At 57.2% G+C, this 23135-nt stretch carries 21 protein-coding genes, 5 pseudogenes and 1 other annotated feature; of the genes and pseudogenes, 5 read left to right on the forward strand and 21 right to left on the reverse strand.

Annotation, left to right across the window (positions count from 1 at the left end):
- Positions 1-343: 343 nt before the first annotated feature.
- The 20 genes and pseudogenes from J2X71_RS20720 to J2X71_RS20815 form a co-directional block, all read right to left on the reverse strand.
- On the reverse strand, positions 344-1264 hold the full coding sequence (locus tag J2X71_RS20720; RefSeq protein WP_310384462.1) for a DUF2493 domain-containing protein: 921 nt from the start codon (positions 1262-1264) through the stop codon (positions 344-346).
- A gap of 330 nt (positions 1265-1594) precedes the next feature.
- A complete protein-coding gene (locus J2X71_RS20725; protein ID WP_310384464.1) occupies positions 1595-2629 on the reverse strand; it encodes a toprim domain-containing protein in 1035 nt (344 codons plus the stop codon).
- Positions 2630-2637: 8 nt separating this feature from the next.
- Positions 2638-2889 (reverse strand): annotated as a pseudogene (locus J2X71_RS38140) (hypothetical protein); the annotation flags it as partial.
- 42 nt (positions 2890-2931) lie between these two features.
- A pseudogene (locus J2X71_RS20735) lies at positions 2932-4127 on the reverse strand (DUF932 domain-containing protein).
- Between the two features lie 550 nt (positions 4128-4677).
- Positions 4678-5103 (reverse strand): type II toxin-antitoxin system HicB family antitoxin, encoded by a 426-nt coding sequence (locus tag J2X71_RS20740; protein WP_310384733.1) that lies wholly within the window; start codon positions 5101-5103, stop codon positions 4678-4680.
- Positions 5104-5111: 8 nt separating this feature from the next.
- Positions 5112-5301: pseudogene (locus J2X71_RS20745) on the reverse strand (type II toxin-antitoxin system HicA family toxin).
- 746 nt (positions 5302-6047) lie between these two features.
- Entirely contained in the window at positions 6048-6215 is a 168-nt protein-coding gene (locus J2X71_RS20750; protein ID WP_310384468.1) for a hypothetical protein, read from the reverse strand.
- A gap of 683 nt (positions 6216-6898) precedes the next feature.
- A complete protein-coding gene (locus tag J2X71_RS20755) occupies positions 6899-7666 on the reverse strand; it encodes a metallophosphoesterase (protein WP_310384469.1) in 768 nt (255 codons plus the stop codon).
- Complete coding sequence (locus tag J2X71_RS20760; RefSeq protein WP_310384471.1) at positions 7663-9228, reverse strand: AAA family ATPase; 1566 nt, start codon at positions 9226-9228, stop codon at positions 7663-7665. The genes J2X71_RS20755 and J2X71_RS20760 overlap by 4 nt, the downstream gene beginning before the upstream one ends.
- Before the next feature lie 69 nt (positions 9229-9297).
- A protein-coding gene (locus J2X71_RS20765) for an IS3 family transposase (protein ID WP_130679134.1) occupies positions 9298-10526 on the reverse strand; the annotation gives its coding sequence in 2 pieces (ribosomal slippage) (positions 9298-10235 and positions 10235-10526; 1230 coding nt in all).
- Positions 10129-10245 (reverse strand) — a sequence feature (AL1L pseudoknot). Its footprint overlaps the gene before it by 117 nt.
- 155 nt (positions 10527-10681) lie before the next feature.
- Positions 10682-11275, reverse strand: a complete 594-nt coding sequence (locus tag J2X71_RS20770) for a phosphotransferase-like protein (RefSeq protein ID WP_310384478.1) — start codon at positions 11273-11275, stop codon at positions 10682-10684.
- A gap of 74 nt (positions 11276-11349) precedes the next feature.
- Positions 11350-11973 (reverse strand): GrpB family protein, encoded by a 624-nt coding sequence (locus tag J2X71_RS20775; RefSeq protein WP_310384480.1) that lies wholly within the window; start codon positions 11971-11973, stop codon positions 11350-11352.
- Positions 11974-12134: 161 nt separating this feature from the next.
- Entirely contained in the window at positions 12135-12566 is a 432-nt protein-coding gene (locus J2X71_RS20780; RefSeq protein WP_310384482.1) for a cupin domain-containing protein, read from the reverse strand.
- A 51-nt stretch (positions 12567-12617) separates the two neighbouring features.
- Positions 12618-13100, reverse strand: coding sequence for a GNAT family N-acetyltransferase (locus J2X71_RS20785; RefSeq protein WP_310384484.1), 483 nt, complete (start codon positions 13098-13100; stop codon positions 12618-12620).
- A gap of 123 nt (positions 13101-13223) precedes the next feature.
- Positions 13224-13997 (reverse strand): DUF3658 domain-containing protein, encoded by a 774-nt coding sequence (locus J2X71_RS20790; protein WP_310384486.1) that lies wholly within the window; start codon positions 13995-13997, stop codon positions 13224-13226.
- Positions 13998-14122: 125 nt separating this feature from the next.
- Positions 14123-14997 (reverse strand): annotated as a pseudogene (locus tag J2X71_RS20795) (ornithine carbamoyltransferase).
- A 285-nt stretch (positions 14998-15282) separates the two neighbouring features.
- The gene (locus tag J2X71_RS20800) at positions 15283-15825 is read right to left on the reverse strand and encodes an AAA family ATPase (protein ID WP_310384488.1); all 543 of its coding nucleotides are present in this window, start codon (positions 15823-15825) and stop codon (positions 15283-15285) included.
- A gap of 229 nt (positions 15826-16054) precedes the next feature.
- The gene (locus tag J2X71_RS20805) at positions 16055-16228 is read right to left on the reverse strand and encodes a hypothetical protein (protein ID WP_310384490.1); all 174 of its coding nucleotides are present in this window, start codon (positions 16226-16228) and stop codon (positions 16055-16057) included.
- Between the two features lie 506 nt (positions 16229-16734).
- On the reverse strand, positions 16735-17097 hold the full coding sequence (locus J2X71_RS20810; RefSeq protein WP_310384492.1) for a type II toxin-antitoxin system RelE/ParE family toxin: 363 nt from the start codon (positions 17095-17097) through the stop codon (positions 16735-16737).
- Complete coding sequence (locus J2X71_RS20815) at positions 17097-17375, reverse strand: CopG family ribbon-helix-helix protein (protein WP_112968925.1); 279 nt, start codon at positions 17373-17375, stop codon at positions 17097-17099. Before J2X71_RS20815 ends, J2X71_RS20810 begins: the two co-directional genes overlap by 1 nt.
- Positions 17376-17767: 392 nt before the next feature.
- On the opposite strand from J2X71_RS20815, the gene J2X71_RS20820 reads away from it, so the two are divergent.
- From J2X71_RS20820 to J2X71_RS20840, 5 genes are all read left to right on the forward strand, one after another.
- Positions 17768-18079, forward strand: a complete 312-nt coding sequence (locus tag J2X71_RS20820) for a DUF982 domain-containing protein (protein WP_310384496.1) — start codon at positions 17768-17770, stop codon at positions 18077-18079.
- A 270-nt stretch (positions 18080-18349) separates the two neighbouring features.
- On the forward strand, positions 18350-19450 hold the full coding sequence (locus J2X71_RS20825; RefSeq protein ID WP_310384498.1) for a serine hydrolase: 1101 nt from the start codon (positions 18350-18352) through the stop codon (positions 19448-19450).
- Between the two features lie 415 nt (positions 19451-19865).
- The gene (locus J2X71_RS20830) at positions 19866-20384 is read left to right on the forward strand and encodes an AAA family ATPase (protein WP_310384500.1); all 519 of its coding nucleotides are present in this window, start codon (positions 19866-19868) and stop codon (positions 20382-20384) included.
- A 539-nt stretch (positions 20385-20923) separates the two neighbouring features.
- On the forward strand, positions 20924-22240 hold the full coding sequence (aspS, locus tag J2X71_RS20835) for an aspartate--tRNA(Asn) ligase (RefSeq protein WP_310384502.1): 1317 nt from the start codon (positions 20924-20926) through the stop codon (positions 22238-22240).
- A 246-nt stretch (positions 22241-22486) separates the two neighbouring features.
- Entirely contained in the window at positions 22487-22897 is a 411-nt protein-coding gene (locus J2X71_RS20840; RefSeq protein ID WP_310384504.1) for a GNAT family N-acetyltransferase, read from the forward strand.
- Positions 22898-22938: 41 nt separating this feature from the next.
- On the opposite strand, the pseudogene J2X71_RS20845 reads toward J2X71_RS20840, so the two are convergent.
- Positions 22939-23094: pseudogene (locus J2X71_RS20845) on the reverse strand (SOS response-associated peptidase); the annotation flags it as partial.
- Between the last annotated feature and the right edge of the window lie 41 nt (positions 23095-23135).

Raw genomic sequence — 23135 nt, forward strand, 5'->3', positions numbered from 1 at the left:
GGAGAATCGCCAGCTTTATCCGTCGCGTCCAACGACAAGTTTGAATCGATCCGGCCGCACCGATTCATGATGATGATGGATCGCAGGCCGGGCCGTCTCTCATCGGAACGCCCATTTGGTGGCAGCGGCAATCGCCGCGGCAGCCCGCGACGGCGCAAGCCCGTCAGCGGACCGTCCGGCTGATGCCGCCAACCGTGCTGCTGGATCAAGGATCGCCCACAAGAGCGGCGGGGTGTCCGGTGACGAGAGCCACCTGGTCTTGCCGGCTCAGGCCGATGCGAGCGGGAAGGGGGCCGGGGCAGAGGGTACGTCGTCCCCGTTCGTTATGCCCAGGCGGCGGCGCTCACGCGCCGCCGAACGTCCAGACCGGAATGCCGAGCCTCCTGGCATTGTCTGCGAGATTGTCGTTGATACCAGTGCCGGGGAAGTGCATCACGCCCTTCGGCACGATCTCCAGCATCAGATCGTTGCGTTTGAAGGGCGCTGCGCGTCCATGCTTCGTCCAGTCGGGCGCGAAGCCGATTTGTGCCACGCCGCGGTGTGTCGCCCAGAGCGAAGCGATCTTCTCAGTACCCTTCGTCGCCTTGACGTGGACCAGCACCATGTCAGGATGCTTTGCGTAGACCTGGTCGAGCTTGGCCCAGATCATCCGGTGATCGTTGAAGTCGACTCCACCTGTGATGATGATCTTCGGACCGGGAGGCAGAAGAATTTCTTGCTCGGCGCGCTTCCTCGCCATCAGGAAGTCGCGACTGTCGATCATCGCCGAGGTGAGATTGCGATGATTGACCTTCGATCCGCTGCGCGGGAGCCAGGGTTTGCCCACATGGCGCTCGTAGTGTTCGCCGGCCTGGTCGCGCATAAGCTCGAAGGCGTTCCGGCGCTCGATCATCGTCATGCCCTCGGCGATCAGGCGTTCGAGTTCGACCGACTTCACCTCACTGCCGTCCTGTTCCCTCTGGGAGCGTTTCTGGGCTTGTTCGTTGTCGTCGAGCTCGCGTGCGATCCGCTCGGCCGCCCGATGGAAGACATTGACGGCCGACCAGAGGAGATCGTCGAGATCGGGTTCGAGGCGCGTATCCTCCAGGGTCGCGATCAGGGCGTCGAAGATGTCGGCAACGGCGCCTGCGACCGCGTTGCCGTCCGGCAGGAGCCGCTGGTCGGATTCGTCGACAAAGGGCCGATAGCCGTGAAGCTGCAGCTCCTCAAGGACGTGTTCGGTGGGTGAGGATTCGTGGTGCGGTTCGAAGTCGTGCTCGTTCATCGGATGCTCCGTCGGTTGGGCTGCGACCGTCGCGGCCTTCATGGCGACGAAGCCCACGGGCCGGCTGTCCCTGCACCCGCAGCGTGAGCGCAGGGCCGAAGCGACAGCGGAGGATGGCGGCGCCTGACTATTTTGCCTCGCGATGGAAAGGCCCAAGTCCGGAGCGGCCTTCCGCGTCTGGACTTGGGCCGCCGGAAAATAGTCGGCCGCCGCCATTGCCGGGCTGGCCGGCTTGTGGGCCGATCGTTCTCTCGAAGGCCGGGGCGCGCTAACTCCGATCGAAGCATCCGGACGAGCACAACGGCACTGCAGCACGTTTCCGCTCGCCAGCTACGCCGCCGGCTCCATGAAGCGTCCGACATCCCGCGGATCGATCTTCATTCGGGTCTGGGCGCGCAGCAAATCGAGACCAAGAATGCGGAGATCCTCGTTAAAATCGCCGAGCTGCGGCGAGAGGACGATCGCCTCGATCCCGACCGCGTTCGCCCGTTCGATCAGGCGGTCGCATGCGCCGTCGCCGGCCGTATCATCGTCGCGCAGAATGTAGAGCCGCCGCAGCGTATCCTGGAACAGGACGGCGCCAAGATGAGTTGCAGAGAGCGCTGCCAGCATCGGCATGTCAGGCAGGACCTGTCGCATCGAGAGGACAGTCTCGATGCCTTCGCCGGCCGCCATGACGTCGCCGCTCGCGCCAAAGCGGACGGCGTTGCCGAGAAGGTTGCCCATCGCCCGCCGCGGCCTATCGATCGGCGCCTTTCCCTGGCCTGTCGGGTCAAGCCAGGTGCGATGCGCCCCGGTGATCATGGCGTCCTGATCGGTGATGGCCGCGATCATGGCGGGCCAGGTCTCGGTCGGGACATGCTCGTCGAGCCGATAGTAGCAACGCGGGTGATAGCGGAGATTTCCGGTTCCGCGCAGATCCGTGATGCCGCGTTCGCGCAAATAGGATTGCACGAGTGTGCCCGCGATGGGCTGCGACATGGCGAACAGCCGTCGTGCGGCCCTGGGCGAACCGTGCAGCGCCGGGAGTTGATGCATGGCCGGCTGGGCAGGCCTAGGCTGCGGCATGGCGAGAAAGGTCCGTGCCTCGTCGACGGCCTCCTGGAAGGAGACGAGACCGCAGCTTTCACGGATCACGTCGAGGAGATCGCCATGTTCGCCCGTGGCGGCGTCGGTCCATTTGCCGGCCGGGCCCTTTGGTGAGTCCTTAAGCCTGACGTAGAGAGAGCGACCGGGCGTGTTGTGCACATCGCCGACCAGCCAGTAGCCACCTACGCGGCGGCCGCTGGAGAGATAGTGGCGGCACACTGCTTCTGCCTGCCGGCCAAGCCGATGGGCGAGATCGGAAGCGTCCTGACGGGTCATCACGCAGCCCCCCGCCTGGAGATGTGCGTCTCGGACGAGACTACGCGTCGAACGTTTGACTGGTTCAGCACCAGCTTGTTGAAGGGAATGTCGCGCGAGGACGACAGGGTCATCTTCTGAACTGCAATAGCCATCGGGTTTCTCCGCGACGGGCTGCCGAAAGTCTCTCTTTCGACCTTTAACCCGTCACGACGCGCAGCGCCGCCCCTCACTCTCGAGGGCAGCGCCACCGGTTCCGTTGAAATGAGGGGCGTGGACATCGAAAGCGGGAGCGCCGTCAATCGGGTCTCCGGCCCCGTGTGTCAGGCGGCGCTATCCAGAAGCTTCTTCGCCTTCGCCTCCATGTCGAGACGCGCGTCCTGATGCGGCTTGTCCCGCGCGATCGCGGTGATGCCCTGGACGAAGTCGAAGATGCTTTCAGGAGGGCGGCCTTCCTCGGCCAGCACCGCCTCGATGATCCTGCCGGTCTCGGCCTTGGAGAAGCCACGACGGCGCAGGAAGTCTGTGCGATCCCCGTCATGGCGCGCCACGATCTGTTCGCGCGCCGCCCTGATGCCATTGATGAAGGGTTGGGGGGAGGAGTTCGCGAAATTGAGCAGGGCCGGCGCCGCCTCATGGGCAAAGCGGGAGGCGGCATATTTCGAGTGGCGGATGGTGATTTCCTCGAAATCCTCGACGCCCCAGAGATTGCGGTTCTGGCAAACGGCACGCAGATAGAAGCTCGCCATGCCGAGCGTCTTGGCGCCGACCTCGGAATTCCAGCAATAGAATCCCCGAAAATAAAGATCCGGAGAGCCATCGGGCAGGCGCCCGGCCTCGATCGGGTTGAGGTCATCGACGAGGAACAGGAAGACGTCGCGGTCGGACGCGTAGAGTGTCGTCGTGTCCTTGGTGATATCGACGCGCGGATTATAAATGCCGGTCGACCAGTCGAGGACGCCGGGGACCTTCCATCTTGTGTCGCCCGTGCCGTTGCCGGCGATGCGCTGTACCGCATCGACGAGCTCGTGATCGAAGATCCGGCCATAATCGGGACCGGTGACGGCGCGCAGTTCCAGCCGCCCGTGGTCGATTTCGAGCGTCTTGATCTGCTCGGCCCGCGTGGCGCTCAGGCCATATTGCAGGTTGATGGCGGCGAGCGGGGCGGAAGCTGGCGCTAGTAGGCGGCCGGGGCGCCAACAAGGGCGGCAAGCTGGCCGAAGCTCCAATGGGTCGGCACGACAGGACGATCGGCGTCGGGGAGCAGGAGCGCCAGGCGCTCCGGATCGGAGCGGTTCGCCTCTACGTGGATGCGAGCGCTCTCCACAACGCGGGTCCGGCTGTGATCGGCACGATCGCGAACGGAGCGCGCCAGCTCGGAGAGGGACAGGTAGCGCTCGTCAGCCGGGCGCGAAAACCACTCGGACGAGACGCGGCTCACTCGTTCGCCGCGGCGCACATCAACCTTGTAGCCGCCGCTCGTATCACGGCCTGCGTCAGGAATTTCAATCTGGGTCATGGGACCAAACTCCATGACGGGCGCCGGAGACCTCTTCTCCAGCCCTCAACCCGTCACGCCAAATCCGGTCCGCGCTCTCACTCTAGGGGCGTTGCGGGTCCACCGCGCGGAAGGGGTCGGCCGAGACGAAGGCTCGGCCGCAGGAGGAGGCTTTCCGCGGCGCGTGTCCAAATCAGCCTGGGACTCACCTCTGACAGGATCCTCGTATCCTAAACTCGCTCGGCCGCCTGCAATCGAGGACTCAACGCGGGGCTACTCAATCGAACAAGATTCTGAGCAGGGCTGCTCGCAATCAGTCCAATCCGCAATCTCTCAGGTCATCAAAATCAGGGCAGATGTTTCTGGTTCGCTCCTCAGCTTACAGTAAGTTCTGAGCGCGGCGTTTGACTTTATCTTTGCGGACATAACGTCTCAGCCTTTTCGACAAGGAGGAACTGCTTGTGAAGCTGGACGCCGGAACGGCCCGGTCCGGATGGAAGCGCTGACTTGTTGCGATAGCCCACGTTGAAAGCAAACACAGCTATTGCGCTTCGACGCTCACCGGGAAGGCTTATGCACTTAACGCGTATTCCTTCGCATCCTGTGAATTCGCCATTTCGCGTCTTGCCGCGCGGGCCAGAAAACCAGAACGCGTCAGGCCCTGAGATTCCGCATAAGCGTCGATCGCATTCAAAACGTCTTCCGAGAGAGTGACATTGGTGCGAACGGATTTTCTACTTTCGCCTTTGAGCGAAACAAGGATTGCGACACCGTTCCTGTTGTCAGGGTCCGCCATTACAGCATCCAGGGAGGAGGGCTCGGGAACGGCCTCGCCGTCCTCGACTAGTCCTTCCACATGGAAGGCCAACGCCTCCTCGGCAAGCCGACGGGCGTCATCAAGATCCGTGCCCGCGGTGACAACGCCGGGAAAATCAGGAAATGAAACGCCGAAGTCACTGTCAGCGTCCTTATGGATCAGTCCGATATAGTTACGCATCATGCTACCTATTTCAGTTTCAGACCGGGGTTGTCTTTCAATGCTCTTGAGCGTTCCAACTGGAATGTCGCGCTCCGGATGCGGAACCGTGACACGACCTGGTTTGGTTGGATGCTTGAATTGGACGTGGCTACCTTTGGTAGCCACTTCATACCAGCCATCATTTTTCAGTGCCGCTATGATGTCGCCGCTCTTCATAAACAAAAAATACACATCGAGTGTATAAATCAAGAGAGAAAGCGAGACGCACGTTTTACCCTGTAGCCTCATCTGTTAGCCGTTTGTAGGTGAGGGACCGAGCCCCCTCGGCTTGAATGGGACGCACCGGCGCCTCCGGCACGTCGGCATGAACACACATAAGTATATGAATACATTAATTATTTTTCAAGCCTGGAGGCAAAATCGCGTAATAGATATTATGGAACTAAAGACATCCTCTTGGGCGCTAGTTCTTGTCGCTGGACACTCGGTCTCGCCCAAATCCACATGAATTCGCCGGTTCGGGCGTTTAATTTCGCCCAGAGAGATTGGCTGGTCGGATAAGAGTAGAAGGGAGCCCAAAAGCTGAACTATGAGACTCAGAACGAGGCGGCCCGGCCAAGGTCATTAAATCTGATTTTAATTTCCTAGCGATCAAGCTCGTATGGGCAAAGGGGGCGATTTCCAGTGACATTGTTGCTTCCGTAGCCGGACGGAGACGAGATCATGTCCTCGCAGACACGTCGTCTGGCAACGGATACTGTTTGCTTTCGCATCTGTAGTCATGATCGCTGACTGAGCCTTCCGCGTTGTGTTGGGCGACATCATCGATCGGGGGCCACTGAGTCTAGCCGCGCTTCGCTTGGTAGACGAGCATCCAGTGGAATACACGGGCTGTGCCCATGAGTAGAAATCGTGGCTGGATCAGATGAGGTCGACCCAGCTCTCACGTGTGTGCGCGAGCTTCAACGCTCGCGGTTTTTATCAGTCGGCTGCAGCTTGATCTTCAGCGGCTTGGCATCGCGGCCGGAGGCGATAACGATGCGCTCCCCGCGCGGGCGGAAGTCCGGCCCGAGGCCGCTCCCCAGGGTGCGCTGTCCGTCAGGGTCGAGCTCGTTCTGTTTGATAGGCACCGTCTTTCCCAATTGGCACCCCTTCATTGGAAGCCTTCAGAGGCTACAAAACTCCCAGCCTCGTGTCGAGCATACGGCATTTGAACTCGGCTCGAGCGAGTTTCTAGCACCTGATCACGGAGGGCGCGGGTTTCAACAGGTTTCCCGTCGCTTCCGCTCGATCATCGTATTGACGCGGCATTCCATCTCGTTCGCGGATATGATCGGCCCCTTCAACCGCTCTCCGAGGGGTTTGATAAGTGCTTTCCGCTTCGGCCATCGACAATTAGTCGTCCACCTGCTTTTCTCCAGGCAAGCGAATTCGGTGCCTCTGCCTTAACATATCTCAATCCCCATTGATTGTTGAAGGTGGCGCGACGGCTGAGGTTTCTAACTCCCGCAAAAGCGGCCAAAAATCCGGACGCCCCTCACCTGCAATATCTTCTTACACTCTGTTATACTTGACGAAATTACGATATTCAAACTGGCCAAAGAAGCGGCCAGAAAGGCGGTAGCTATTGACGGTCCACGATGCCGGCGAAAGCTCCCGTTCTTAACCACTGCTTGTTCCCGAAGGAGCGAAGCAGCGGTCCAGACTAAATGACCTAGCGCTGACGCTTGCGGAGAAATCGGCTGCCTCTCCTCGTCCCTGTCTCCAGCAATCGCGAGGTGCGCCACATGATCGTGGCCAAGTGGCGTAACCTCTAAATCTCGATCACAAGTTCCGGGTCAAACCCTGTCGCCTCCCCCGAATATCCACGCGGATTGCAGATGACCCTAGTAAAGCCGAGCGTGTAGTCCAGCCGCTGATGGACATGTCCGTGGACCCACAAGTCGGGTTCCGTCTCCCTGATGAACGCTTCACAATCCGATGCGTAGCATGGCGAAAGCGGGTCATCCTTGAAATAGCGGGAAATCGAGCGAGGTGATGGCGCGTGGTGAGTAACGACTACCCGCTTCCTGGACTCGGTCCGAGTGAGGCTTTCCGACAAGAATCGCATGGAAGCGTCATGGCTCCGGAAGGCTTGGATAGGCCTGAACTTCCGGAACGGTTTCTTTGAAAGATTGATACGCCTAAAGTCGTTCATCCCCTTCTCCGCCCACCACATTGCGGTTTCCGGATCACGATTGAAAAGTCGGAAATCCGTCCAGAGCGTCGCCCCCGCGAAAAGCACGTCGCCGATCACGACATCCCGGTCGTCAAGGAAGTGGATGTTCGGATAGCGATAACGCAACGCATTGGCTGCGGTGATGCTGTCCGACAGAAAGCTGCGGTAGAACTCGTGATTTCCTGCCACGAATACCACCGGGAGTTCTGGTCCCGCGTAGTTGGATAGCCACTCGATGCTCGGCACGATGCCCCTGTCGAGAACATCCCCTGCGCACACGATGGCGTCGACGGCGCTCGGGGGCCCCGCGGTGAAAGGCTTGCCGAATTCCAAATGGAGGTCGGAAAAGACCAAGACTTTCATGGCTCGGCTCCCATGTCGAAGTCTCCGCCGCGCAGCATCTGTAGGATGTCCTCCGCAGAAAGCTCGAAGGATTGCGCGAGCCTGTTGGCCAAGCTTTCCACGGCTGCTCGCCTTGATGTCAGGATTTGCATCACTCTTTCACGTTGAGCATCGAGACGCCGCCGAACGGCATCTTGGAGATCACGATCAGCCTGTCTCAGGTTTTCCATCGGCCGTTCGCCGACGCCGATGTCGGTGACAAGGTTGTCGCCGAAAGCGAAGCAGCGTTCCATCATCGTCGCGAGATCGGTAGCCCTGTTGAGATCGGACGTCACATTCCCTCCGGACGCCATGGAGTGTTCGCCGAAGAAAATGCGTTCCGCGGCCATTCCGCTGAGAAGGACAGCAATCGTATCCGTCAGATAAGATTCCGACGTCATAAGTGGCGACCTCTCGTTGAAGTAGGTTACGCCGATCCGGTTCCATCCAACTCTGGAAGGCCGCCATCGATTGATTTTGACGTTCAGGAGCTGGTCGGGCCGCAGTGTGGCTCCGACGACAGCGTGTCCGATCTCATGGACGGCGAGACGATATCCCTCCTCCTCCGTGTAGGCGGAGAGCGGCGGCATTGCCGCAAGCAAGTCTTCGTCTGTCACCGTCTTCCTACCAGATCGGCGGGCAATTCGCCTCGCGTCTCGGGCTAGCTTCTCGATTTCTGCACCCGACCAGTCATCAGACTGAACGACGAATGGCTCAAAATCCGTGACCGACAGCTCCGGCAAGTGGTACTTCAAAATCGCTTTGCGGTCTTGTGCGTTCGGGCGCTGGATTTCGATTACCCGTTCGAACCGGCCGGGCCGTAACAGTGCGACATCGATCGCGCTGGGGTCATTGGTAGCGCCGACCACGATGATCCCTTCCCACCCCTCCGCTGGGTCAAGGCATTCCAGCATCGCGTTCACCACCTGCCGCTTGTAGTCGTGGTAGTCGCTGGTCTTGTAGGCCTCTCGGTCCCCGAGACTGTCGAGCTCGTCGATGAAGAGGATCACTGGCCTGATGGCCGCCGCCTCCTTGAACGTCTTGCGCATGGCCTTCAGCATGTCACCGAGGTGCCCGTTCGCCTGCCACGCACCGGCGGAGCTCGTGACCAGAGCGATACCGCAACTGTTGGCGAGGGCCTTTGGAAAGGTCGTCTTTCCGCATCCGCTTGGGCCGGCGAGGACGACCCCTTTGTCGATGTCGGCCCACTGAATTTCGCCATCCAACCAAGCCTTGATGTCGGCCGCGATTTGCAGTCCCCAGGTCTTGGCGTCTCCGAGCCCCGAGAGGTCCTCCAGGCGGGGAGAAGCGCGGTCAGGCTCTGCAGGAGTAGGCGGAGAATCTTCGAGCGCGACGGCCTTCAAGCGCTGGACTAGATTTCGAAGGGAACGGTTTGGTCGCAGAGCCAGGCTGATATCGCAAAGACGGCATGTCGCCAGGTACGTGGATTCATCTTCGGCGATTGCGAGGCCGCGCGTTTTTGCCGCCACCTGGAAATGGCTGGCCACCGGCATATCCATGGCGATACGATGGTCGATGAGCAACGCCAGCTCATCCGAGATTTCCGCGTCGTCTGAACCGCACCGGGTTTGCCGGAGGCCATTTGGTTTAAGTTATGCGGCCATGGCTGGTTCGTCCAGCATGGCGTAGTACCGCTCTTCGGCTTCGGCTGGCGGTATGTTTCCAATGGGCTCCAGGAGGCGTCGGTGGTTGAACCAGTCGACCCATTCCAAAGTGGCGAATTCGACCGCTTCGAAATTCCTCCATGGCCCGCGCCGATGGATGACCTCGGCCTTGTAGAGACCATTGATCGTTTCGGCGAGGGCGTTGTCGTAACTGTCGCCGACGCTTCCAACAGACGGCTCTATACCTGCTTCTGCAAGCCGCTCGGAATAGCGAATGGACACGTATTGGACACCCCTGTCCGAGTGATGCACGAGGCCGCCCCCATGAACGGGACGCCGATCATGGAGTGCCTGCTCCAGCGCATCTAGGACAAAGCTTGCATGTGCTGTCCGGCTCGCCCGCCAGCCGACGATGCGACGAGCGAAGACGTCGATCACGAAGGCCACATAGACGAAACCCTGCCAGGTGGCGACATAGGTGAAGTCAGAAACCCATAGCCTGTTTGGTGCAGGGGCTTTGAACTGCCGGTTAACCCGGTCAAGCGGGCTCGGAGCCGTTCTGTCCGAGAATGTCGTGCGAACCGGCTTTCCTCGAATGATCCCCTGCAGGCTCATCGACCTCATAAGCCGGGCGACAGTGCAACGGGCGGCGTCGATGCCCTCCCGCTGCAATTGCCGCCAGACCTTGCGAACGCCATAGACACGGAAGTTCTGTTCGAAGACACGGCGTATCTCGATCTTCAAACTGATATCGCTGCGGGCACGGAGCGAGAGGCGATCCACGTCGAGGCGCTTGGCGACATTCTCGTGATAGGTTGACGGGGCAATCGGCAAAAGCCTGCAGATCGGCTCGACCCCGAACACGCCACGGTGTTCGTCGATGAACGAGATCATCGTTTGAAGGGGCGGTCGAGCTCCGCCTGGGCGAAATAAGCAGACGCCTTGCGCAATATCTCGTTGGCCTGACGAAGCTCGCGGTTCTCACGCTCCAGAGCCTTCATCTTCTCCGCCACATCACTCGGCAGGCCTGCTCGTTTGCCGCTATCGACCTCGGTCTTCTTCACCCACTCATACAGCGTGGCTGCCGAGCAGCCGATCTTGGCCGCAATAGAGGAAACGGCAGCCCATCGTGACGGATGTTCTGCTTCGTGATCCAGGACCATGCGGATCGCACGCTCACGGACTTCAGGTGAAAACTTGTTCGTTGTCTTGCTCATATCGGCTCCACTCTCTCAGAAGTTGGAGCCTCCGGCAAACCCGGTGCGGTTCAAACTGTAGTTGCGTGCATGGTCAAGGGAGGCAAACAGAGCTAACCCTGACTAGCACGCTCACCGCCATCCTCAGCGGTCACAAACAGAGCCGGATCGACGACCTACCGTGGAATTACTCGGAGCGACACATCTGAAGTCTGCTGTCGGCCCGAGGCGGACCTCAGTTCGACGAAACTTGAGGATCGACCGCCATTTCTCCATGCGACAAGTAGCTTTTCGACGTTTGCCTCAGTGCCGTCCTCGGATCGCAATTCGATATCGTATGTCTTCCCGACATGTATTGTCTCAAAATCCCGCTTGGCACTGCCAAGCGGCCTGTCACCTCGCGCGGCTTCGCGCTCCGTTAAAAGTTCGAGTGAGCAATGCACAGCGGCGAAGAAAACATCGTGCCCCGCCAAGAGGTGAACAAGTCTTTCTAACCATCCCTCAGTATCAAGAATGTGCTCAAGAATGAGATCGTTACCGGCATCCGCGTAAGCCTTCAGCGATCCGTGAAACCCATCGAAGAAGGCCATCCGGGCATCAGCCCAGCGAAAATCGCCGTTCTTGAAGCGCTCGGTTGGAAGCACGCCAGCGTCACGCAGGTGATCAATCGATATATGCCAGAAAGGTTTCTCGATGCGTTTCTGTAGCGTTTTCGCAATCGTTGATTTGCCGCTGCTCGACGCTCCGTGGAGAAAGATTATTTGTGCCATTCAATGGCCTCCCGGTTTGGAAACCTATGTAACGCCGCAATGACTGCTATAAGCGCAAGTCCGCCATATGATAATCAGCTTCTATCCGAGAACGACGAAAACTGCGTGTCCACTTCTTGTGGTCTCCCTGAGGTGACATCTTCCCAGCTTTCGTTCAGGACCCTTCCTACGATCTCCGAGATGAACGCGCTCTTTTCTGACGTGTACCGATCTCCATCGTATGGGAATTGATCTGCGAGCCGTCGTTTCAACACGGCATATTCGGTCGCCACCTCCTCATGTTGACGAAGATAGTCCCGAAACAACATCCGACGCTCATGAGTCCGGTTTGATGGCGGGCAGAGATAGACCCTGAGCTGGGGTATACGGCGCTTCCAAAGGAAGGCCCAAACATCGTCGTCGTACCGATTTCCACGCGATTCAAATCCACGCTTGACCAGCTCCGCACTTGCGTCGGGGACGTCGTCCAAACTCGATAGAGTGATGTCGATGTCGATGATCGGCTTCGCGGCCAAGCCCGGTACGGCAGTGCTGCCGATGTGGTCAACCGACACGACATATTTCCCGAGTGTCGCTCTCAACAGGACTTCAGCGGCAGAGAAATCATTCGTCCAATTTGGATCGAAAGCGGAGAGTTCGACTAAGGTCGGCATGAGCGTACCGTCAACAGAGGAGATAGCTGACGTTAACCGATTCATCTAATCCATGTCTCCTCCTGGCGGAGGATCGCCGTCGTAGAGATCAGCATCTAGCTCCACGGTGGGAGCGCGGCATCGATTACGACGATGTCGCTAGCCCGCAGCATCATCGACACGCCAAGCGGCCGCCCTGAGATCAGTCTCCGCACGACAAACGAACTCTATTTCTGGATCGGACCGAAGTCGTCGTCGGGGTAGTGAATCGTTTCTCCACCCGGTCGGCGTGAGCCGACAGCCAGGAAGATGCCCGGCTGGTCGGAGCGGTTCTGGATGTGATGACCATTACGTTCACCCGCCGGAAAGGCAGCGAACATGCCCGGCGTCAGTTCATGCGGACCATTATCATCGATCAATGTTAGGGTGCCTTCGAGCACGTATATAAATTCGTCCTCAGCTATATGCCAATGTCTGAGTGACGACCACGCTCCCGGTTCGAGCCGCACATGGTTGACGCCAAACTGTGTGAGAGAAAGCGGTTTAGCCAACCTCAACTCGGCCACACCGGTGAAGCGCTCGGGCTTTATCTGACCTTCATAGCTGGCGCTTGGCGTATGAGGCGCGGTTGCAAGGCTGCCAATGCGGCTTTCGAACATGGCTCCTGTCTCCGGCGACGGAAATGGTCAAAACGAGATAGCATGATCGCCTCAGGATTGTCGGGAGCCGAGGCGCTTTGGTCGCTCCATGAGGAAGTGAGTTGAAGTGCGTCCAACTTCAACGAAACCATTCCTTCGGTAGAGGCTACCAACTGGGTTCCACAGGAGATATTCGAGGCGCACGGGGAGGTCTTCGGCGTCCGCAAGTTCGAGGCAGTGTGCAAGGATTTTCGAGCCAATGCCGAGCCCGCGAAATGAGTCCATCAGATAAAATTCGCCGAAGCGGACGAACTCGGGTAGCAGTTGAAGCGAGACGGTTCCAATCGGCTGTCCATCCAGCTCGATCCGACAGAATGGCTTCTCGCGCAATCGCTGATCGTGGACTTCGCGCTGGAACTTTTCATCCCATCCCCACTGTTGAATGATGTGAGGACCGAGGGCCTGTTTCTTCGCCTGAAATGAGCACTCAAATTCCTCATCCGTTGGCGTGAGCATCTGAAATGTCAAATCAGGGGGAAGGTCAGGAATTTTCATAGGATCGAGACTACCTTTAGCTAAGCGCTGTGTCAGTTTGCACGTTGACACAAATCTTAGGTTCAGCTTGGAATGCTTGCGACTAGACAGCACTTGAAAGCATGGGCCGATCTTGGTGATGGCTTAACCTGGTAGGCGGACTCGGCAAGTCCTCATTTCCGAGGGATCGCCATCTGCGATAAGGGCACCTTCCTCAACCAAATTGATCACGCGCTCATGCAATGCCATGTCGCCGACCTGTAAATATGGGTCACTACTCAGACCGAGAGCGTTGCCGATTATAAAAGCAACCTTTTTCCATTCCGAATTTGCCTGCGCCAGTAGCAAAGCATCAAAGTGATCGATTGGTGCGGACCCGAGACCGTCTGCTGTTACGACACGGAACGGTGCATTGTCGGCCATAAGCTTTTCCCATCTCCGCTGGTTCAGAATGTCTTCGTCAGCAGAAACGTTTCTTTCGCGACCGAAAAGCGTTGCCAGCCCGTTGCCAGGTATGATCGAAACGGCTTGAGCTGACTGAATCACTCCGTCATTGCCGTTGCCCCATCTGACAGGCACCCGAAGGCCTGTCACATCAATGACATGGTAGTGACGCCCCGCCATTCGCCATGCCCACGCTAGGCGAAAAGCCATTTCTCTGGCTGAATGTTGGCCAAACCAGACGACCAACCGATCTGCCTTGCTCGCGTTCGACCAGAAGGCGTGAAGGCTGTTCTCAATATCCCAGCCATCCATCTGCCACCAAGCTGCTCGTGCAGATGGGTCCATGTTTGCGATGGGGCCACAACTCAGATCATCCTGAAACACCAGCAAGTCGTCATCACGGCCTGCAACGCGAAGCGCCTCTCGCAACGATCCTGCGGCTGAATCACCTGGAATGATATGTGTTGTCTTCATTGGAAAGGCTCCACGCGGACGCACGAAATCTCGATGAGGCAATATCAGTAAACTCGAAGCACATGAACTGTGGATTACTCCTCCGAATGAACCGTGTCTGAAGGCCGTACTCGCCCGAAGACATGTCAGTAGAGCTGGTGGCGCGAGGTAAGAAACTCCATGAGCGCGTTCTGAGCATGCAGCAAGAACGCTTTCGCTGGTCGGCTTTGGCAAGCCTGGTGCAGCATCGCATCCGCCGTTACCTCCCGGCCTCTGGCGACCGGTGGGCACGGCAGGAAGATCGCGTTATTTTGTGCCTTGTCCAAAAGACTGGCTGACACCTGGTATGGAAGAAGTTGGTTCTCCTGTTCCTCATTCGGCCAGGAATCTGTTATAATCACGTCAGCATCAAAGACAGCCTTGATATTGGTGCTTGTCGTGAAGTTCGCGTTGAGCAGTGCGGGATCGGCAATATGCCATCGCTCCGGATAAACCTGCGTAACCCTTATCGGCAAAGACTTCGAGGCTTCGACCCACGACCGGAGAATATTGGCATCAGGCGCGATGCCGACAACTTTCAGTCCTTCCAAGGTTCCGCGCACGCTTCTCACGAACGCCAAGTCGCCCAGCGTTTCGCATGGATGATTTGATCGGGTCCGTGCATTGATGACAGGTATATCAATCGCGGATGCAAGTGCCTTCAGATTGGCCAACTCCCCTGTGCGTATGACGAGTAGATCGAACCAGTTGGAGAGATAGCCCCCAGGTCCGCAACGGCTTCGCCGCCGCCGAATTTGACTGGAGCCTCGACGCAAATCCCACCCATCGCCTTCACGCCGAGTTCAATGGCTGTGGTATTTCGCCATCCAGTATCGTCTACGATGAGAGCAATCCGCTTGCCCGAAAGCGTTTGAGGCATTTCGCGATCTGCCCAGTGCTTCGCCAGGTCGCAAGCGCGTTCGATGATCCTGAGGGCGGCATCTGGCGGCAGAGAATGAAATTCGAGAAAGTTTTGCTGCAATTAGGTGCTCCGAATTAGTTCGCGACGAATACTACTCGTGTTTTCCAGAAGGACCGACAACCTCGCAAATGTTAGGCAGACCGTCCCAAAACCTCCTGGCGATTACTCATCGGAGTTTTCGGGACGGTCTGTGGGAGTTTCGCGACGCCGGACAGAAGCCATTCCGCCCGGCCTCGGAAAGCGGCCTTAGATCACTTGGCCTACATCGATACGATTCCCGTCCGGGTCCTCGACACCTTGACGAGCATCAACCCGTCTCGCCGTTCGCCGGTTGAAAAGCTCGGTTCATTTATCGGCGGCTCCGATATCCATGAACAGCCGATCAGCAAATTCAGTAACCGCATCACGGCTTGATAGTAGGAATTTTGGGAGGGGAAATGCGGAGAAGAGACGAGCGTGCGCCTCGAATGAGTTCCAGTTATTCCTTCTCGTCCGATATCCCGCCACCCACGTTACGAGCCCATCGAACTGCGTCTGGGTCTCGCCGCCCTGAATGCCCCTTTCTTTGACATTTGCGATGCAAGCTTCTTCGGGCAGATCAATCCAGATCAACGCTGTCGCGCGGTTCAGAACCAGGTTCACCAGCTGGCCGTAGACCCCTTCCATGATCCAGCGGTCGTCGTTAGCTGCAGCCGTGACCATCTCGTCTCTGAGCGTCCTGTCGCGAGCAATCCCGTACCGACCCGGCTCCCAATGGATATCGTCGAGGTGGATGATAGGATGGTGAAGCTGTTCGCCGATGCGGCGGGCGAGCCACGTCTTGCCGGAGCCGCCGTTTCCCATGATGAGAACCCGCTCGAAGGGGGTTGATGGGTTGATAGAATCCATTGCGCCTCCCGAACATTCGCGGTCATATCGATCTCGGTAATTTAAACGGGAATTTTCTGCGAGTTCAAATCCAAATTGACGAAATGGCCTGCCTCCCCCGGGCGTGAGCGCTCGACTGGACGTTCCCGAGAGCTGCGTTACTGGCCAGTACCGCTATTGGCGTCCGATGTGTCGAATGCATTGTGCAGGTTCCTGATGGTCCATTGGAGGCAATCGTCCGCCCAGCGTTCTATAGTCCCATCACCAACGCGTCGCCCTTGAGCATCAGAATCCGCTGGCGAAGCAAGATAAAATCGACAACACGCGGCAAATCCACATTTTCATCATAGGCCCCGCAGAACATGGTCAACCGGCGTCGTTGCAGATCAGGCTCGATATCGTCATCACCGAGATCGAGCCACATCCATGCCGCGTAGCCCAGATCGTGTAGGCGAGGTCCAGGTGATGCGCTGTCGAAGTCAATTATTGCCAGCGGCTGTAACTCCTCCGTTGCTGTGCAGTAGAGCCAAGGTTGGCTTTTGGAACGATAGTCCTGGCAATGGGCGAAATATCCGTCCGGCCGCTGTAGATAGAGGTCATGTTGCGAACGATAGGTTCTGAGGCCCGTCGGAAGCCACGGTGGGCTGGTTCTTCAACATGGCCTTCCGTTCGCGGACCGAGGGATCAAAGCCCGCGGCCTTTACGGTAACTGTCATTTCGACGGGCTTGTCGGGAATAAGTTCCCTGGAAATTAGGTGACAGGCCATCTCCGCCCAGGGATATTCGGGGCGCGGGCGCGAACAGAACGGTCGTTTGGTTTCCATCTCTCTCCGCGCCGGGATGCCATCCAGCGAGACGCACCGCCACGCCCGGTCTTGGCCAAAATCACGGTCAGCATTCGTGTTCGCTACTCATTGACGACGTGTAAGGTCAAGGGCCCGGCTTTGCGCCGCCGCTATACGCATCCTCTTTTTCGTCGTCATCATCGTTGTCGTAGGCGACACCAAGTTCGGCTGGCGCATACGCGTCTTTCTGCCGTGCGTCCCTGATTGCAGCAATCTCAACGATGCCATTGCGTGCACGGATGGTGAGGACCAAAGGAGGCATGCTCACCTTCCGCGTCCCCTCCAGAACACCTTTTTCGGTCATCTGCGGGAATGATGAAAGAAGGTCCTTCTGCCTCTCCAGACGCTCAATGAGCTTTCTGGCGGCAGCGGGGTTCACCTCAGCAATTTCTGCAACCTTGCCCAGGAACCAGCGTTCCGCGCTTTTGGATAAACGGATAGGAGGCATCAACCGACCCGTTGACCGCGTCGATATTCGGCGGCGTCAACGATAGTTCGGGCCTTCTCAAGCACTTCCTCAAGATCAACACTTTCGCCGCGATCCAGCTCATCGATGCCTTGGGCATCTCGGAGAACTTCAGCTCCTTCACCTGCCAGATATTGTCCGAGGGCTTTCTGCATCACCCAAGTACGATCCCGATCCAGAAGCACTGCAATCTGATCGAACTGGGCAACCAAATGGGCTGGGAGACGCAGGGAAACCTGGGTTTTTTCGTTATGTAACATGGCAAACCGCTCCGTAATTCACTGAAATACACCGTAACCCAAACGAGATTAAAGTCAAATGACACTGGTCTTTGCGGCTTAGATGGAATCTGCCACACCACATCATCGAGTGGAGGCGAAATATACATAGTCGTAAAACACCTGGTCGAAACGCGTCCGGTTGCAATCTATTACGAATCCAATCAACTGGTGTTGCTGCGGTCGTCCACCAACGCAACAAAGGCTGACGCAGCTCAGGGCGCTCCGACATATGTCGTAGAGCGCCCTTTTCTTTTATACCCGACAGCTTCGATGGGGTCGCTTTCTCCAGGATAATTTCAATTCCAAATTATATAATACGCGCGTATGTTGCACACGAGGATTGAAATATTAGTGCGTTGGGGTTGAGGAAAATGTGCTGGAATACATCATCGGCATTCACGCCGGTCGGGATTGTTTTGCGCGACAGAGCAACACGCAGAGTCGTGCGCACACTGGGTGATGCAGCACATCTCCTAATGAAGGACTGGCCGTCCGATGACGGCGAGGAGTATGTGGCTGCCGTGAAAGCTTGCGTCGACGCCATTACCGGAAACATCTCACCAGAGCAATTTCGGGAAATCCTCTTACGTGCGGCCAATGAAGCTGGCATTGCTGCTCTAACTGTCGTCCATCACGGATTGGAACAGACCCAACCTGATCGGCCCTCCCAGCAGTGCAATTAGTCTGTCCCTCAGTATGGTGGCTTCCAAACTCCACCCGAAGTTTTTTCCGTATTGCCTCCGAGGAGTGAATGCAACTCGACGATCCTCGCAATAAGGACCTGGCGGTCTGAAGAATGCCTTAGCTCGTTGCGTCCGCGATGATGGGCTGAAGTTGTTCGAGGTCAGCAAAATCTGTCAAGAAATCACAGAGCAGACCCCTTAATTGACAGGTTGCCAATGACCACCCGAGCAAATCGCAGAGACATCCTCAAGTACATGGGAGCAACAATAATGGTCAGCACTACACCCGCCATCGCGGACGGAAAGCATACCGATTGGCAGATTGCTGCCACAGGTGAGACCGGATTCAAGTCCGACCCCGTAACGCGTTTCGACGATCTAGCGGAAAGCGGAAAGCTATCGGGCGTGCACGGGGTTGTTGCCTTGCACGGCGGTCGTATTGTCTTTGAACGCTACATTGACGGCGACGACATGAAGTGGGGGCAGTCGCTAGAAAATGTTAAGTTCGGGCCAGAAACCCTTCACGACATCCGATCCGTTACTAAAAGCATCGTCGGTCTGCTCTACGGTATTGCGCTTGCTAAGGGGCGAGTGCCGGCGCTTGACACGCCGATCGTCGCGCAGTTTCCCGAATATGCTGATCTTGGCCGTGATCCTGAACGCGAGCGCATCACCATTCGCCATGCACTGACCATGACGCTGGCCATGGAATGGAACGAAGACGCCCCCTATACCGATCCTGCCAATAGCGAGATCGCCATGGAGCAAGCGCCCGACCGCTATCGCTTCATCTTGGATCGCCCGATCCTTGCCAAACCGGGAAGGGGCTGGATTTACAGTGGCGGGGCGGTTGCGCTGGTTGGCAAGATCATTGAGCGAGGGACCAGCCAGAGTTTGCCGGACTTCGCGAAAGAGGTGCTGTTTGATCCCCTCGGCATTGACGCCATGGAATGGATTCGGGGCCAAGACGGCGAGCCGTCGGCTGCATCGGGGCTACGGCTGTCGCCTCGCTCACTGGCCCGCATCGGGCAGGTGATCTTGCAGGGCGGCGAATGGCAAGGCCGCAGTGTCATTCCCAAATCGTGGCTCGATGAAAGTTTCCAACCTGCCGCCATCGTTGATATCGGCTGGCGGGGAATGCATTACGGTTATCTCTGGTATCTCGGCGAGGAGGCTATAACAGACAAGACGGGAACCTATGGCGAGCGTTTCATCGCTGCGTTCGGCAATGGTGGGCAACGGCTGTTCGTCTTCCCCGGTTTTGACTTTGTCCTCGCCATCACCACCGGCAATTACAATTCCCCGGATCAGTGGATGGCACCTGCCGCGCTGTTGTTCGACGTGTTCCTGCCTAGTCTGACAGACACCTGAAAATCACCGTCTCTGTACTCGCTCTGATAACTGAAATGTTGTTGACTGCTACCTAATAAGGGGATGACGCTGCATAACAAGCCATCGTCGCGCTGGCCAGGCCAACAAATACCGACATGCCGATCAGTCCTACCAGCCGCGACATTCGTCTCCCCTTCACACTACCCCTGCAACACTGCCCCGACCAATGACAAAGGTCTCGACGAAACAGCGACGACCGGATTGCACTAACTTTGGTTGTAAGATAGCCTCCGCACCATGAAGACTATCATCCTCAACATCGCCACGGCCTTCTTCGACGCCTAACGGCACTTACCCTTGCTGAAGGGGCTCGAAGCAGGTGCATCGCACCTGGGTACGTTTAGCCAGCCCGCCTTGCGGATGCTTTTTGCTGGCTGCGATTGAGGAAATAATCATGCCACTCGTAATTCTGACCGGCGCATCAGGAGCCGGGAAAACAACCATTGCCGAAGCGATTGAACGCCTGCATGGCCAAGAGATCGACGTCTTTTACAAGGACCGCATCGGCGTACCGCCCGTCCACGAGATGATCGATAAATTCGGCTCTGTCGAAGGATGGCAGAGAGCGGCCACTTTCGAATGGATGGCTCGGCTATCGCCACTAGTCGAACAGGGCCGCAGCGTTCTATTCGAGGGTCAGTCTCGTTTTGCCTTTCTGGTGGAAGCGGCCGAACGCGCGGGAATCATCCCCTACGCCTGCATTCTCGTTGATTGCGACGACGAGACTAGAACCAGACGGCTTTCGATTGATCGAGGCCAACCTGAGTTGGCAAACCCGGATATGATGAACTGGGCGGCCTTCCTACGGAATGAAGCATCGGCATACGGATGCAAAATTCTCGACACATCAAATCTGACGCTGGAACAGGGGGTTGAACTTGTCCTTCGCGTGTCGCGACGGCAGCATGTTTAATTCCGAAACATGCACCGAAATGCGACTTCCATCCTGATCGGCGGATCGACGACGAGATAACGCCCGACGGCGTCGAAGCCGCGACGACAATCGCTTTCTCATTGGCTTCAAAACCTTTCTAGAGCGGCGCGAACAACGTTGCCGCTCTAGAACGCCATCAATAGCGATACCGAGTCCGCCTTTGCCAACACCGACGAGCATAGCTTTCTAATCGGATTCAAAACCGTTCTGGTGGCAGTGAGCAATGATGACCGCGCTGCACCGCCAGCACTCCTGTGACGCGGTTCACCTTACCAAAACCGGTCATTCTCGCACCAAACACTCTCATGATTTTTGCGGGTTTACTTTCGTAGTATCCTGTGTCCAGATGACTATATGAGCACGTTGTCGAAGAACACGATCAATAATAACGGCCCCTTCGGGGTCGTGGACATTGTGTGCGCCTTTTAGCGTAGCTCATTGATCACCACAGCCCTGCCGGTTTCGGAAGGGCTTGTGGTTTGGCTTCTCTGATCCGGTTTCCGTTTCAGGAGATAGTCATGCTTGAAAAATCAACGTTAAAACGATCTGTAATTGCACAGTTGCCTATGCTCGTAGGCCAACGTGTCAGGCTCTGCGGCTTTGCAGAGGCCATCCGCGATCAAAAGCGAATGCGCTTCATCGTCCTCCGGGATCACACAGGAAAAGTTCAGCTTACCCAAAGCAAAGACAATCTCTCGCTCACCGCTGTTCTCGATGCCCTCACTCCGGAAAGCGCGGTTGCCATCACTGGTCTGGTAACCTCGGCTCCCGGCGTGAAACTTGGCGGCCTGGAAGTTAGCCTCGAAACTGCCGACATCTGCGGGCTCGCCGACGCTCGCTCGCCAATTGACGAGGAGTCGAGTCTCGACAAGTGGATTGACCATCGGCAGGTCAGTCTGAGATATCCACGACAGCAACTCGTTTTCTCTGTCCAGACGACCCTTGAAGAAGCGATGCGTTCGTTCTGGAGCGAGAACGGTTTCCGAGAGCTTCATTCACCGAAGCTCATGGGGACGTTCAGTGAATCCGGATCGGAGGTTTTCGCCGTAAAGTATTTCGGCACCACAGCTTTTCTCGCCCAATCACCTCAATTCTATAAGCAGATGGCGATTGCTGGAGGCATGGAACGGGTATTCGAGATTGGGCCCGCATTCCGTGCGGAACCGTCCTTCACCTCCCGTCATGAGACCGAATTCACCTCAATCGACATGGAGGCTGCGTGGATCGATGACCACTACGACTTAATGGACTTGGAGGAGCGGTGGCTGGCGCATTCCGTGAGTGCGGTAGCCACCGCTCACGGCACGGCCATCAAGGAGCTGTTCGACGTCGAAATATCACCGCCGAAACTTCCCTTCCCGAAAATCACCTTCGAACAGGCGCGTGAGACCCTCGGCACATTGGGCCATGACCTACAAAAATCCTACGACCTCGACGCTGAGGCAGAACGCCTACTCTCAGAATGGATGGCGGAAAAAACGGGCCACGAGTTTCTTTTCATCACCGACTATCCTGCCAAAGGGCGTGCTTTTTACCATATGCGTCGAGACGACGAGCCTCATCTCACGAAAGGTTTCGATTTATTATGGCGAGGAATGGAAATCACAACAGGTGCTCAACGAGAACATCGGTACGACCGCCTGGTAGCTCAGGCATCTGAGCGCGGCTACAACCTTGATGCACTCTCGGACTACCTGGAGTTCTTTCGTTATGGATGCCCGCCACATGGCGGGATGGGTGTCGGGCTGGCCCGCGTACTGATGCGACTATTAAAGACCGACAGCATCAGAGAAGTAACTCTGCTCAGCCGTACCCCAAAACGGCTACGCCCCTGATGTTTGATAACGGGGCATTCATAAGCGTGAAATATCTGCTTATCGCCTCTCGTATCTGCATTGCCCGCGCTTGGAGCAAATATTCCCGTCGAGCATGTACTCGGCGGGAACGCGCCGATACGCGATGACCGGTTTGGGCAAAAGGCAGTCATGGGTCCGCGTCCACTCGCACTGAGAGCGATCATTGAACCGGCCGCCACAAAGATGCATTCTGCAAAACTTCCAAGATATCGAGAGATCGTTTGCATGGTCCGAAAAGCGATCCTGACTGACGTCCCGGCGCTGAAAGCTGTCCGTTCGTCAGTCGTCGAAAACATGTTGAGCGACCCCACAAAGATCACCGATGATGATTACGATTGGTATGTAGCCAATCCGGGAGTCGCCGTTTGGGAAGAGAACGGCGAGATAGTTGGCTTTTCCGCAGCTGACCCACGCGACGGAAACATCTGGGCGCTTTTTGTGGCTCCCGGGTTTGAAAGAAAAGGGATTGGTTCCATTCTGCTGGCCGAAGCCTGCGCCTGCCTCAAGTCTGCGGGCATCGGACGCGCTTGGCTCACCACCGATCCAAACACCCGAGCCGAGAAATTCTATCGAGCAGCTGGTTGGGAACGCGTCGGCGAAAAGGATAATGAGCTTCTTTTCGAACGATCACTCTGAGGCCTGCGCGATTTTCCGGTCCGCTAAGGTCACACACAGAGGATGACCTGCTTGCGGCCATCGGCTGTGTTGCGGACGATTGGTCCCGTCTGGTCCGGGTTCATCTGGTAGGCAGGCATCAGGTTGATCAAACTCTCAGCGTCCTGAGCCCATTTAGCGACCCAATCCCTGTCTTCCATGCGATATAAGTTGCACATAAACTCACGACCTCCCTTTCGCGGCTATGGCAAACGTAGCC

It is taken from the genome of Rhizobium sp. 1399, assembly GCF_031455475.1.
Lineage (GTDB): Bacteria > Pseudomonadota > Alphaproteobacteria > Rhizobiales > Rhizobiaceae > Rhizobium.